This is a genomic window from Candidatus Babeliales bacterium, from assembly GCA_035455925.1.
Lineage (GTDB): Bacteria > Babelota > Babeliae > Babelales > Vermiphilaceae > SOIL31.
Window position 1 is genome coordinate 1 of record DATIEE010000017.1, and the last position, 14,439, is coordinate 14,439.

Here is a 14,439-nt window from a genome sequence, read left to right on the forward strand (position 1 = left end):
ACATAATATCGCAAAAACTACGAGAAATAGAAATATCTATTGTATCTTTTGTTATATAATTATACTTTGTTATTATGCCTTTATTTCCTTCACCGTAACAGAGAAAAAGATTATCAGATGAATCACACGCAAACGCTCTAATAGATTTTTGTCTTTCTACAAATTGCTCTTTCGTACCTGTTTGCGCATCATATATTGTTAGTATTTTACCGTGCGAATTAATTATTTTTTTATTATGAATTTGTAAACATGCAATCGATACATATCTAAAATCATCCCAAAAACTACTTATATGTTGTATCTTTTCTTTTTTTAGATCTATAAAAGTACATCCATAATCATTCCCACGATCACCAACAATAACAATAGTTTTGTTTGTGATATATTTCGCACGCCATGGGTTTTCCACTGTAGTTATTTCAAGAAATTTATCTAAAGAATTATTTTTACTATCCATTGCATCAGATAGGGTTGTTATTGAAAAACAAATTATAATGAAAAGAAGTTGATTATATTTCATATTTTTTCTTACTATTTTTGTGTATAAAATTTATTGTTTGCGTTCTTGTGAAAAATAAAATTGCATAAAATTAGGTGCTAAATAGGAAAAGGACATATATCTACATGTCCTTTTCCTTGTAATAAAAAAATGTATTATTCGGAAGATTTTACTTCTTGTTTCTTTTTTTGCACAACAGGAATTTCACTTTTTTTCTCTAATAATTTTTTTGTCTTATCAAAAAAATTATCAATATTCTTTTTAATTGAAAATAAAGATGATCGAGAAGTGATTGTTTCCTTTAGCTTAGTAGTTGCATCGCCTGCAGGAAGATCTTCTTCAGAACCATCAAAATATGCCCATCGTTTTTCTGGTGTAAGTTCTGAGATATCAGTTGTTGTTTTCTCTTCATCTTTTTTAGCTGTTTTTTTTGCTTTTTCAATTTCTTCTGCTGTTTTGTGTTCAAAAACACTAATATTACTATCCAATGTTTCAAGATATATTTTATTCTTATCAACCAAATTGCGTAATTCTTGTTGATAATGTCTTAAATCATTGCTTGTAAGCTTTTCCTTATCAATTGTTTCTATAGCATCATTCATAGCAATGATTCTCTTATCTACTATATTTGGCAAGGTGGAACCAGCTAAAACAACATCAATATCATTTTTTATAATGGTTGCAGCAAGCTTTCCAAGATTTGTTGGGTTATTTTCCTCATCATTCATAGCTGTTTTAATATCTTTAAAACCAGTTGCAATATCAGCAATAGCTCGTTCGATTTTTATATTAGGAGTAAATTGCTTATTTTTTTCTTTTTCAACTTCTTTTTTATCTTCTTTTGATTCTCCATCAGATTGATTGCGGTAACCACTCGCTGACCCATTACTACCTCCACGATTGCCGCCGCTTGATTTTCCTACACTAGCGCTGGAGGAATCAGAGCCATATGAATTACCGTAACTAGGAGAATAGCCATAATCAGATGAATAATCATAAGGAGAATAACTACTATAATCCGATCCCCCATAGCCGCCACCATAACTATAACTTGAATCATATCCTGACTCTGATTCAAAACCAGCTTCAGTTGGAGAGACAGGGTTGCGTGGTATTTTTGCAGCTTCAATAGCTTTCTTTGTAGCACTTTCTTCTGCAAGGCGTATTTTTTCTTCTTCTGGTGCATATTTTTCAAAAAGAGCATCAAGAGATTTCGGTATTCCAAGTAAATAGAAAGCTTCGGTATATTTTTTAAGAATATTTTTTATTGCTGTTTTCGATGAAGTACTTAATTTTTGAATATTAAATTCAGGAATATTAATTGCAGGCAATAAGGATTTAAGTTCTGTTTGCAACTGGATTAAATTATTATAAAGTGCTTCATCAGCAATCAAATCAAAAAGATATTTATATTTTTTAGTGACAATATCTTGATCTTCAGCTTTATGTAATTTTTGAAGGAATGTTTCAAGTTCTACTTTTAATGTATTCCAACTTGATCCCACTGGCCAATTGGGTATGTCTCCTTTGGTACCCCATCGATTTATACGATCTGGTAGATCAACAGAACTATTAACAATAACCATGAATAAATTAGATTGCGTAACAATGTCATGAAGTATCGTTAAAGCTGTTTCAACTTTTTTCTTATCCTCTGCATTCAAAACAACTTCAACCGCTACTTCTGGCGCTGGCGGTGGACTAATGTCAAAAGGAGCAGATTCCATCATTTGGTCTTCGTTAAACATTTCAGTTAAGAACTTCTCAAATTCATCTTCATTCATATTTTCAAATGTTTGCGTCATTATTTCGACCTGACGATTAAACTCAGTCAGTTCTTCGGGTGAGAGGCTAGACATATATTCTTCTACCGTTTTATTTATTTCCTCTATTTCTTGCATTGAAGGCATTCCACTAGGAAACTGTTGAGCTATTACCGGAGAAGATATAACAACAAAAAACATGCTCATTATTAACTGAAAAAAAATAATACGATACGTCATAATAAATACCTTTTGCTTTTATATTATTTAATATAATTGATCTATTGCGTCAATTTTTACTTTATCGGTATAGTTTACATAACTTTTTAATTCAAAACTATTGTTTTTATAAAGGTATATCGATTAATGAAGCTTAAAAATGGATTTCTCCTCATTGAGTTAATGTTTGGATTGTTATTATCAACTTTTTTAATCCTACTCATAACTCATTATATAATTGAAGTTAAAATCACGCAACAGAAAGCATTAAAACGCATTGAGTTTTTTTCTTTTACACGCAATGAGAGTGAAAAAAATAATATAAATCAAAAGAAATAAATACTATGTATTATAAAAAAGGCTTCTCTCTTTTATCGTTTTTATTATATTTAACGCTTTTTAGTATGATCATATTGTTTTCTTGCCATAGTATATTATCACTTATTATTCCGTCTATTTCAGCAATGCGTAAATGCCAATCAATCATTGCTTTGCATATTGCATCTGATCTATTTATACGAGATATACGGGCAATGAGGAAATTAAATAATAGTTGGAAGGTAATGAACAGTCAAAAGATTATTTGGAAAATAGATGATAAGCATGATATTGGATGGTGTTTCTATGATAATTGTTTGGTAAGAATAGAAGGAATATATGATCAAAAATGGAAAAACAAGATTACAAGTATTGTTGCTACAGAACTTTTAAAATCATCTTTTAATTTTACAAGAGACAACAATAATAAAGCTATAGGAATAGAATTAATCATGACGCCTATGGCTGATCCAAAGAAACCCATTATCTGCTATGCATATCTCACATAAGGATGTTAATGAAAAATTATCCCGCACCACAGACTGGATCGATAATATTAACCATTATTATCATAATGACTATTGCTCTTATTCTTATGCACGCGGTCATACGTACAAGTTCTTTTTTTATGTTGTTGGCACGAGAACGAGAAATGTATGAACAAACGGCTTCAAAGTAAGCACTTCTTCTTAATTTAATTAAAATCGTTTATTTTCAAGTTATTTTTTTTGAGTTATACTAAAAATGTTGATGTATAGGCAAAAAATATAATTGACTGTCAAAAGGAGAATCATATGGAAGTATATCTACGTCAAGATATCGAAAAAATAGGACTAGCTGGAGAAATTATCAAAGTCGGTGATGGTTTTGCGCGTAATTTTCTTATTCCGCAGGGATTAGCAATAGAAATTACATCTCATAATAAAGGCCAATATCTTTCTAAAATTCGTAAAGTTGAAAATCGTAAGGAAGTAGTAGCGTCTCAAACATCTATGCTTGCAGAGAAATTAAGCACTATTGCAGTGACTTTAAAACGCAAAATGCACGACAACGGCCAGCTATATGGGTCTATTAATGCATCAGAAATAGTTGATGCTTTAGCAGAAAAGGGCATTTGTATTACCAAAAGTCAAGTAGAATTTGATAAATCGCTCAAATCAAAAGGATCTTTTAAAGTAATTATTAAATTAACGAGCAAACTAAAGTCAGCTGTAACCGTAACAATTATAGCTGAATAAAAGTCTATATGAATAAAAATTATCAACATAGTGCTATTGCTCCTAAACAACCCGCTGTTGAAACCATATTGGGTAAAACACTTCCTGCGCATGGTGATGCAGAACGAGCTGTACTTGGAGCATTATTATTAAATGATGAATACATTAGTACTATATCAGAAATTATTCTACCTGATGATTTTTATAATTCTGCTCATAAAATTATTTATCAAGCAATTATTGATTTAGGTCAAAAGCATAAACGTATTGACATTGTTACCTTACAAGATGAATTAACAAAAAAAAATCAACTCGATGCTATTGGTGGTATTATTTATCTTGTCACATTACAAGAAGACATACCTTCGGTCGGCTTGATTGTTCAGCATGCAACTATTATTAAAGAAAAATCGATATTACGGCAATTGATTAATTCTGCTGCAACAATTATCACTAATTGCTATACCCAAGATCAAAATTCAATTGATGCTGTTCTTGATGATGCAGAAAAAATTATTTTTAATATTTCCAATAAACGATCTAGTAATAGCTTTATACAACTCGATATTTGGCTAAAAAAAACATTTCAACATCTTTCTGATATTAAAAGCCATACAAAAGGAATCACAGGAATTCCATCAGGTTTTTTACATCTTGACCAAATGACATCTGGCTTTCAGAATAGTGATTTTATTGTGCTTGCAGCCCGGCCATCAATGGGAAAAACAGCATTAGCTATGAGTATGGCGCTTACGGCAGCTCGCAATGGTTTTAAAACAGGAGTTTTTTCACTTGAAATGTCGGCTGAACAACTTACCTTACGTATTTTGTCGGCTGAGTCAGGTATTGGGCATCATAATATCAGAAATGCAACTATTACATCAGATGAATGGATCGATTTAACTAATGTTGCAGCACAGTTAGCAGAAATGAAAATATTTATCGATGATACTGCTATGCTTACTATTATGGATTTACGAGCAAAAGCACGTAAATTAAAGGCCGAAGGATTAGATATTTTAATAGTTGATTATTTACAATTATTACATTCTAGTAAAAAACATGAAAATCGTCATCAAGAAGTTTCTGATATTTCGCGATCATTAAAAGCATTAGCTAAGGAGCTCAACATTCCAATAATTGCATTATCACAATTATCACGAGCTGTTGATAGTCGTATGGATAAGCGTCCAATGCTTTCAGATTTACGCGAATCAGGAGCTATTGAACAAGATGCGGATTTAATTATGTTTTTATATCGCGATGTTGTATATAACCAAGAAACGGAAAATCCTGCATCAGCAGAGTTAATTATAGGAAAACAACGTAACGGACCAACAGGAACAGTACATATGAATTTCATCAGAGAAATAACTAAATTTGAGGATAGTACTGATTTCTAATAAGTAAAAGTTTTTTGATTTTTTTTCAATGCTATACACTATACAATCTGCAATGTTATGGGAAGGGGCGATGATGAAAAGTAGATTTTTTTCTAAAAAAGATGAAGTCATTTTGAGTGCTTTTACTGCGTTAGTTATTGGAGGGTTATTGTATCAAGGATTCACTGCTTTATTTACTGGTAGAGAGCATGCAATGTTTCAAAAAAATTCTATAGTTATATCTAAAAAATAACATTTTTAATAATAAAAATTTTCCTAATTTAGTTGATGCTTCTTTAATGGTAGATTTATAGTATAAAAAAGGGAAAAAGTGGTAATTCTTGGCATTGATCCAGGCTTTAGATATGCAGGATTTGGTATTTTAAAGAAAGAAGGACGACAAGCCCTTCTTCTTGATTATGGTCATCTTACCATGTCATCATCTGATAGCCTTGTTGAAAGAGTTGGTATTTTTCATCAATTTTTTGATGAAAAAGTTAAGACATGGGGCGTTACAGTAATTGCACTTGAAACTCCATTTTTAGGTAAAAACGCTCAAAACTTTCTTAAACTTGGTTATTTGCGTGGCATACTGTATCTTCTGGCTCATCAACACAAAACAACACTACAAGAATTTGCACCATGTGAAGTAAAGCAATCGGTTACTGGTTTTGGTGGTGCAACAAAAGATCAGGTTGCGCGTGTCGTTTTACAATTATTTCCTGGAATGGAAGTGCCTAAAAAAGAAGATGTCACTGATGCATTGGCTGTAACGTTGTGTGGTTTATGGTCAAGCAATTAAAAGAATTTATTTTAAAAAATTAAAAATATATTATTTAATATATATTAATTGTTAATGTATGCATATTGCATTATGCTAATTAACAGTATTTCTATAATTATATTAGATTTAAAAGGTGTATGATATGCTACGGTACAATTTTTTTATTCTTCTTTCTATAACAAATGTTTCTTTAATGGGAATGTGTGATTTGTCAGTAATACCTCTTCAACATAAAAAATTAATTACTGGAGATAATAGATATAATAAATTAGGAATTGAATTTGGTTGCTTACCGCTTAGTAATGCATTAAATAATTACAACAATGATCATGATAAATTTGATGCTAACATTAAAAAGTGGTCTCACGTAGTACGTAATTACATAGAAGAGCAAAAGCGTTATTTTTTTGTTAATATAATGCTTTACTCTCAAAGAAATACTAAAGGACTTGAGGTTCTTTACAATCATTATCAGATAAATTCTGACAATAAGCCGATCGCAACCGATCAAGAAGAAACTGTGGGACTTTATCAACTTACTCCTCATGGAGTTATTAATACAAAATTATCACTGGAAGATTATCAAAAAGCTATGGAAATTCCTGAAGATATAAGAGATATAATTTTTGCTAAGGATGGTTGTTCTCCATTAGTTTTAGTTGAAAAGAAAAATGTTGGATCCAACCTAAATAATGATCTGATAAAACGTTACCCAATTTTAAAAACACATGATGTAAGATCTCTTATTTTAAAAAACAATAATGAAACACCGTGGTTATATAATATTAGATCTTTTATAACAAAATGGGTTAGTGTTGTTTCGATAATGATTTTATTGTTAAAATTTCTTATATGCGAAAAAATAATTACAAATAATACTCTTATTTGATTTCATATTTTTTAATGCATTAATCGAGCTAACCCTTTTTGTTTACTGCGATTAAAACAATAAATAAAAAATATAACCGCACTTATTGCATAACAGATGCTCAATACATATCCCTTAATTAAATAGATGGTTGGATCTTGTTGATATATCACATATTTCCGCATACCTTGAAATATATAGCTCATAGGTAAATAATTGCTTATAATTTGGCCCCAAAAAGGTAATATTTCAATTGGATAGTATGCTCCACTAAATGGTAATAATAACCATGCAAGAGCAAATCCAAGTTCTGCTGCACGTCTACCTAATGTCGCCACAATACTTAGACACGTAAATCCAATCCAAATACTGGAAAAAAAGAGTGGCGGTAGGAATATGAGAAATGTTGATACTATATACCATATTGATATATTGTATAAGAGTGATACAATCAACATACAAATGAGACTCATGATGAACATCATTATTGCATTAAAAAGCACTATACCACACATCCATTCGCCTATTCGCAGCGGTAATGAAAACAAATTAACTATATTGTTTGCCCATAATTCTTCGCAAAATGTTAAACATATAATATTACAACCTCGACCAACTACTTGCCATAAAAGAATACCAAGTAATGCAACCGATTCGTAATTATGGAATTCTACAGCTTGAGACTGCGCAATCCATGATCCCAGAAATCCCCATGTTACGATATCAAGCAAAGGCCAATACAGTGTACCTAAGACAAAATTAAGGTCATGTCTCAGCATAAGCATATAACGCAATACTACTGCCCAAATTGATGTGCATGAAAACATAAAAGTCCTTCTTATTTTGCAATGCTTAAAAAATAATCTTCAAGTGTTGGTCTATCAATAGAGATATGTGAATAGATAATTTTACGATCACCCAAATTTGCCAGAAATGATGCAATGGCATGTTCGTCAAGTTCAATGGTTAAATTATTTGCTTGTACACTATATCTCAGTTGCAATTGATGAACATATTCTATAGCATGTTTTAGATCAGTCACAATGGTTAAATTAACACGGATATTTGATGTTAACTGTGCAAGTTGGTCTGGTGTATTATTAGCAATAATGCTTCCGTTTTTAAGCACAAGCACACGATCACAAAGTTCAGATACTTCGCCCATATTATGTGAAGTAATCAAAACAGATATTTCGCGTTCTTTACGTTGTGCCAAAATAAATTGACGCACTTCATATGCAACATCTGGATCAAGAGAAGCTGTCGGTTCATCAAGTAATACAATTTCTGGATTTGAGATAAAAGCTTTGACAAGCATAACACGTGTTACCTGACCAGCAGAAAGAGATCCAATTTGTCGATCCCGCATATGCCACATTCCAAAAGTTTTTAATAACTTTTCAATCTGATGCATTCGATGTAACTTAGCAATACCATAAATATTCCCTATGATATTAAGATTTTCAATTACTGTTAATCGTTTAGGCAACATATCATATCCACTTGCATAGCCAATTTTTTTGAGCGCAACAATACGATAATCTGCAAAATTAACTCCAAAATAACTAATTAATCCACTACTCGGCGTTAAAGTCCCTAAAAGCATTTGAATCGTCGTTGTTTTTCCTGCACCGTTTGGCCCGAGAAAACCAATAATTTCACCTTTTTTTTAGATTAAAAGAAACCTCATGGACTGCAGTATATGTTGAAGATGTGGTAAATGGCCAACATCCTGAAGAAAACGATTTGGTAAGATTTTTTACAACAAGTACTGACACTATAAATCCTTATATTAAATTTCAATAAATCATACCACTTTTATGTATTTTTTGATTCAAAATTTTCTATAGCTTATAAGGCAAAATTGATTCATGTATGTATTGACATGAGCGATCACATGGAAAAATTAGAAAAAAATATTCAAAAAGATTTTTTAGGACGTTTTCCAATTTTAAAAGATTATGACGCAAAATCTCTGAGAGATGACAAAACGTGGTGGTTGTATGATGTAAAAACTTGGATTATAGGCGGTAGTATTACTTCAATGATGCTTTTATTTTTATGTCTTATGCGTAATAAAATTCCTTATGTACGCCAAATGTTTTCTGTAATTATTATTTCTTAATTAAAATTGTTACATATAAAAAGCGGTTCAGTAGAATTTATCTTTGTTCCACCACAGTACATTTTTTTTCCGCATAGCATGGGAACAAAATAATGTCCTTTTTGCTCTGGAACTATAACTTTATTGCGCTGTTCGGTTGTTAAATCATAATAATAAGGGGTAAGGTTATAATTTTTATTTTCACTGCAATCAACAAAATAGATTTTATTATTAATAATTCTTGGCAACAACGGCAGAATTGATTCATACAAAGATTGCTCACCATGTAATAATAAATAAGTAGGAATTTCAAAGGAAAATAAATATTTTGTTTGCCAAACATTATCCTTTTTTATAATACAATGATAATAAAACAACATTACGTCAGAATTATCTTCTATTGTATCCATATGTTCTAGCACAAATCCTTTTTGTTCTGATTCCATGGTTAAAAAAATAATTGGCTTATTCTTAAAACTAGCAACTACGGTAGCTTGTGAAGTATCATTCATTTTCATTTTTTTACTAGGATAATCCATTTGCATGATATGATAATAAAAGTAAGAATCTTCTTTTTTGTACCGTTCAATGTAAAAAATTTGTGTATTAATTTTTTGAGGATACATAAAATCCTTGTCATGTTCTGTTATCAAACATTTTATTACTCCATTGTCATATAACTCAAAAATTGAAAAACGATCATTATTTTGTGCGCTACAATAGCACATATGTTCATTAATCCATTGAAGGGAATTAATATGAAAAAGAGGTTCATCAAAATCAATTGCTTTTGGAGCTCTTTTATGAAATAATTTAACACGCAAGCGTCCATTATCAATAAAGCTAAAACCTACATTATTAGGAAGTAATTGTAATCCTGCAGGATTAAATAATGACCACAAAATTTGTTCTATAGTGTTAGTGATGGTGTTCCATTCAAATAATTCTATGCAGGTTGTAGATTGTTGATAAATATATAAAATTATTACCCCATTATTAAGAGATGCAACAGGATAAATATAATTGGTTGCATTCATTATAAATGCATATAAAAGTAAAAAATAAAATAAACAATAGAAAAATCGCATAGCAGTTATTTTTCCAATTATTGTACAAAATATCTGGTTTCATCTTAATATAGATTGAAGAAAAAAGCTCCGCATGGTTTGCGGAGCTTTTTTCTTCAATCTAGCTATTTTATTATAAACGTTCTTCCAAAACTACTACACGTGCAGCTAATTTTTTCAGTTCATTTAAAAGTGGTATTAGTAATGCATGATATTGAACAGTTTCTGGTTCACCTTGCTGATTTTTAACAACAATTTCAGGAAAAACTGTATTAACTTCTTCAGCAATCAAGCCGTACTGTTTTTTGTTTGTTGTATCACCATTGTAAACGAAACTTACTGGGCGAAGTTGATAGATTTTTGATGAATCATCATTCATATTTTCTATGTTATGTTTAACTGTTCGTGAAGATGAAATTGTACCAAGTTGACCTGCTGAATCTATAAGAACTGTTACTGCATCAGCAATTCCGGTTGTAACACCGCGTATGCCAGCAATGAAAGTGCTTGTTTGAGCGGTACCAATTCGTATTGTTGCGCTTTCTGTTGGGGATCCTGCAACAGCATTAATGTAAATATTTCCGCTACCAGTTGTCAGTCCATTTCCTGAAGTAAATCCAATTCCTATATTTGTATTTCCTGTTGTTACTGTTGGTAATGCTGATGTACCTGTGGCAGTATTTCGTATTCCACTAATGTTTGACATTAATGCATTAACGCCATCTGCAACATTCTCTGTTCCTATTGTGTTTGCAGTAAGAGCATTATGACCTGTAGCGGTATTTTGTGATCCAGTAGTATTGTTAGCCAAAGCAGTATGGCCAACTGCAGTATTAAGACCTCCACTTGTATTAAGTCCTAAAGTATTAACACCAACTGCTACGTTAGCTCCACCAAATGTATTACTGCCTAATGCATTAAATCCAACAGCAACGTTAGTCGTTCCTGTTGTATTGCTAAATAAAGCATCTGTTCCTAGTGCAGTATTTTGAACACCAGTAGTGTTAGAAAATAATGTTGAACTACCAATGCCTGTATTAGAATCGGCAGTCATAGTAAAATTACCAGCGTCTTTTCCCACAAATGTATTTTGTGATCCACCAAAATTATGAATGAATCGATCGCCTGCTTTAATAACATTACCAACATCAGCGCTGATGGAATCATTCATAGAAATATTACAACCAACCGTTAGGTCGCAGCCAATTACTTCATTAGTTACTGATAAAGTACCTCCAATAACTACTCCATCAGTTACTGATAAGTCACCTTCAATAATAACATTTTCTTTGAATTTTACGTCTTCTTCAAATTTAACTTTATCTTCAAATTTTACATCATCTTTGAAAACTACATCATTAAAAAATTTAGCTTTACCAAGAACATCCATTTTTTCTTTAATAACTAATAATCTTAACCCACAACGTGTTGCATCTTGTTGTGTTGTATCAACGGAATTTTTAAGAAATGACAATGATTCGGCATCAAGATTTAATTTTTCTTCTATCACTTGTTCAATTATTATATTTAACGATCTTGTTAGGCTAAGTGACTTATCGCTATCTAATTTCTTAGCATTGTCGTGTAAAACAACTTCTGCTTCTTCTAAAGCTTGTGCAACTGCATCATAATTACCTATAGAAAAGCCTTGTTCGATATGCTTTGCTAATCCATGTACTAAAGAGTTTTCATTAGTATCAAGTTTACTTATCTCTGTAATCACTTGTGCAATATCACTAGCTTCTTTTCCAACATAAATATAAGAACGTCTTGGGTTGTTAAATATTTCTTGTAATTCTACTTCCGACAAATGGATTTGAGATTCTGATTGTTCATCAGCTGATAAAGGTGAAATTGCACCTAAAAAAGTAAGATATAATATATAAGACGTGTAACCAGAAAATATTTTTGGCTTCATCGACTATCCTTCTTTTAAAATAAAACATATTCAACTACAACTCATATTTTTTTTAACATATTGATTAAGTAAAATCAAATTCATTTTTAAACTGTTTTTATTTTCATTTCTAAAGCAGAAATACGTTCGAGAAGATTCTGTATAAGTGCATCACGTTTGAAGGTTTCTTCGTTAAGTTTTTCTATAGTTATTTGTTGTTTTTTTATTTCATTCAATAACAAAATAGGTAAAACATCATACTGTATCGTAACGGGTAAACCTTGCGAATCTTTGATAACAATTGTAGGAAATATCTCCTCCACTTCTTCAGCTATAAGGCCATATTGTAAAGATTCTGTTTCATCATTATTGTATATAAAAGTTACGGGGCGTAATTGAAATATATCATTTGATTTATCATCAATATTTTGTATATCGTGTTTAAATCTTCTTGATGAATTAACAGTCCCAAGTAAACCAGCTGCGTTGATACGAACGGCTGTTGAGGAAGGAGATGTTACCCCATTAATACCTTGAATAAAACAATTAGTTTGATTTGTTCCAATACGTATCGTATTAGTCTCAGTTGCCGAACTGGCTATAGAATTAATATAAATATTGCCAGTTCCTGTTGTTACTATAGCGCCAGATCCTGAACCTATTGCAATATTATTACTTCCCATTGTACAAGCGCTAAGCGTATTATAACCAATCGCAGTATTATCAATGCCTGTTGTATTGGCAAGTAATGCATTAACTCCCACTGCAACATGATGGATTCCAGTTGTATTTGCAGTAAGAGTGTTGTGACCGATACTTGTATTTTGTGATCCTGTAGTATTATTGCTCATTGTATTATGTCCAATAGCAGTATTAAGGCCTCCGCTTATGTTTACTGTTAATGCGCTAACGCCAATTGCTATATTGGCACCTCCAAATGTATTTGTGGTTAATGCATTAACGCCAATTGCAATATTAGTAACTCCTGTTGTATTACTTGCTAACGTATTTACTCCTAGTGCAGTATTTTGATTCCCTGTTGTATTTGCTAACAATGCATTATTTCCAATGCCAACATTAAAACCCGTACCAGTCATCGTAAAATTACCTGCGTCTAATCCAACAAATGTATTATTCGTACCAAAATTATGTATAAACCTATTCGCACCTTTTAAAATATTACCCGCAGTAGAACTACTTGGATCTGTGTTCAAAATAATATTTCCATTGTAAACTCCATCCGTAATACTAATCGTTCCTGCTGAAAAATTACCAGAAGCATCACGAGCAACAATAGCATTTATCGTGTTAGCGTTGGTTGCAGTTGTTGCCGAGTTAGCAACTTTACCTGTAGTTGTAATTGTTGCTAGTTTAGTATCAGCAACTGCAGCAGTTGGATCAATATCAGCATTTACAATTAACGAAGTTGAGAGTAGCCCTGCAGCACTATTATGTACAATACCTAAACTAGTTAATCCATTAATTGTAATGTTTCCTGTGACACCAATATTCATGCGCTCTGTACCATTAGTATCAAATGAAAGTGTGTTGGCCGTTGCAGACGATAATCCTGTGTTAGTGCCTTCAATAAATTGAATTGAAGGGATTGCCGATGTACCTGCTGGAAGAACGAGTATTCCTGTCATAGTGTCACCAGATTTTAGCACATTCAATGATGCTGCTCCTGTTAAATTAGCAGTTATTGTACCGGCTAAGAAATTTCCGGAAGCATCACGAGCAACAATAGCGTTTACCGTATTAGCATTTGTTGCAGTTGTTGCCGAGTTAGCAACTTTACCTGTAGTACTAATAGTAGCTAATTTAGTATCAATAATTGCAGCAGCTGGATCAACATCCGCATTCACAATTAATGATGTTGTAAGCAATCCTCCTATATTATTGTGTACAATTCCAAGAGTATTCAGCCCATTAATTGTAACATTTCCTGTTGCGCTAATATTCATGCGCTCAACACCATTAGTATCAAATGAAAGTGTGTTGGCTGTTGCAGACGATAATCCTGTATTGGTACTACCAGTAAATTGAATTGATGGAGCAGCTGCAGTACCTGCTGGAATAATAAGCGTTCCTGTCATAGTGTCGCCAGCTTTTAGCACATTTAATGATGCTGCTCCTGTTAAATTAGCAGTTATTGTACCGGCTAAGAAATTTCCTGAAGTATCACGCTTAACAATAGTATTTGCAGAATTTGTACTTGTTGCTGCATTTGCAAGCACAGTTGCTGCAGCAATATTTGCAGCAGTTTGTCCACCAACAGAACTTACAATTGTTGCACCCTGCGTTCCGGTGACATCGCCAAT

At 32.0% G+C, this 14,439-nt stretch carries 16 protein-coding genes; 9 read left to right on the plus strand and 7 right to left on the minus strand.

Translation table 11 applies throughout. From position 1 onward, the window contains the following. Both VLB80_02785 and VLB80_02790 read right to left on the minus strand, forming a co-directional pair. Nucleotides 1–520, minus strand: a 520-nt coding sequence (locus VLB80_02785) for a hypothetical protein (protein HSC25120.1), incomplete at its 3' end; no start/stop codon positions are given. A 134-nt stretch (nt 521–654) separates the two neighbouring features. Then, nucleotides 655–2,502: a hypothetical protein gene (locus VLB80_02790; GenBank protein ID HSC25121.1), complete on the minus strand. Its 1,848-nt coding sequence runs from the start codon at nt 2,500–2,502 to the stop codon at nt 655–657. A gap of 126 nt (nt 2,503–2,628) precedes the next feature. On the opposite strand from VLB80_02790, the gene VLB80_02795 reads away from it, so the two are divergent. From VLB80_02795 to VLB80_02830, 8 genes are all read left to right on the plus strand, one after another. Beyond that, nucleotides 2,629–2,820, plus strand: coding sequence for a hypothetical protein (locus VLB80_02795; protein HSC25122.1), 192 nt, complete (start codon nt 2,629–2,631; stop codon nt 2,818–2,820). A gap of 65 nt (nt 2,821–2,885) precedes the next feature. Beyond that, nucleotides 2,886–3,308: a hypothetical protein gene (locus tag VLB80_02800; GenBank protein ID HSC25123.1), complete on the plus strand. Its 423-nt coding sequence runs from the start codon at nt 2,886–2,888 to the stop codon at nt 3,306–3,308. Between the two features lie 8 nt (nt 3,309–3,316). After that, complete coding sequence (locus VLB80_02805) at nt 3,317–3,478, plus strand: hypothetical protein (protein ID HSC25124.1); 162 nt, start codon at nt 3,317–3,319, stop codon at nt 3,476–3,478. 115 nt (nt 3,479–3,593) lie between these two features. Then, a complete protein-coding gene (rplI, locus tag VLB80_02810) occupies nt 3,594–4,037 on the plus strand; it encodes a 50S ribosomal protein L9 (protein HSC25125.1) in 444 nt (147 codons plus the stop codon). 8 nt (nt 4,038–4,045) lie between these two features. After that, entirely contained in the window at nt 4,046–5,419 is a 1,374-nt protein-coding gene (gene dnaB / locus VLB80_02815) for a replicative DNA helicase (protein ID HSC25126.1), read from the plus strand. 73 nt (nt 5,420–5,492) lie between these two features. Continuing rightward, nucleotides 5,493–5,651, plus strand: a complete 159-nt coding sequence (locus tag VLB80_02820) for a hypothetical protein (protein HSC25127.1) — start codon at nt 5,493–5,495, stop codon at nt 5,649–5,651. A gap of 78 nt (nt 5,652–5,729) precedes the next feature. Then, a complete protein-coding gene (locus VLB80_02825) occupies nt 5,730–6,200 on the plus strand; it encodes a crossover junction endodeoxyribonuclease RuvC (protein HSC25128.1) in 471 nt (156 codons plus the stop codon). 124 nt (nt 6,201–6,324) lie between these two features. Beyond that, a complete protein-coding gene (locus VLB80_02830; protein HSC25129.1) occupies nt 6,325–7,071 on the plus strand; it encodes a hypothetical protein in 747 nt (248 codons plus the stop codon). A gap of 11 nt (nt 7,072–7,082) precedes the next feature. On the opposite strand, the gene VLB80_02835 is transcribed toward VLB80_02830, so the two are convergent. Together VLB80_02835 and VLB80_02840 are read right to left on the minus strand one after the other, a co-directional pair. After that, complete coding sequence (locus VLB80_02835) at nt 7,083–7,877, minus strand: ABC transporter permease (GenBank protein ID HSC25130.1); 795 nt, start codon at nt 7,875–7,877, stop codon at nt 7,083–7,085. A gap of 11 nt (nt 7,878–7,888) precedes the next feature. Next, nucleotides 7,889–8,707, minus strand: coding sequence for an ABC transporter ATP-binding protein (locus tag VLB80_02840; protein HSC25131.1), 819 nt, complete (start codon nt 8,705–8,707; stop codon nt 7,889–7,891). A gap of 240 nt (nt 8,708–8,947) precedes the next feature. Here VLB80_02840 and VLB80_02845 point away from each other — a divergent pair, with 240 nt between their 5' ends. Continuing rightward, nucleotides 8,948–9,175 (plus strand): hypothetical protein, encoded by a 228-nt coding sequence (locus VLB80_02845; protein ID HSC25132.1) that lies wholly within the window; start codon nt 8,948–8,950, stop codon nt 9,173–9,175. On the opposite strand, the gene VLB80_02850 is transcribed toward VLB80_02845, so the two are convergent. From VLB80_02850 to VLB80_02860, 3 genes are all read right to left on the minus strand, one after another. Then, a complete protein-coding gene (locus VLB80_02850; protein HSC25133.1) occupies nt 9,172–10,191 on the minus strand; it encodes a hypothetical protein in 1,020 nt (339 codons plus the stop codon). The two genes, VLB80_02845 and VLB80_02850, sit on opposite strands and share 4 nt — an antisense overlap. 163 nt (nt 10,192–10,354) lie before the next feature. Next, the gene (locus VLB80_02855) at nt 10,355–12,139 is read right to left on the minus strand and encodes a tail fiber domain-containing protein (protein ID HSC25134.1); all 1,785 of its coding nucleotides are present in this window, start codon (nt 12,137–12,139) and stop codon (nt 10,355–10,357) included. An 86-nt stretch (nt 12,140–12,225) separates the two neighbouring features. Beyond that, nucleotides 12,226–14,439 (minus strand): tail fiber domain-containing protein (locus VLB80_02860; GenBank protein ID HSC25135.1); only part of this gene is annotated, 2,214 nt, incomplete at its 5' end.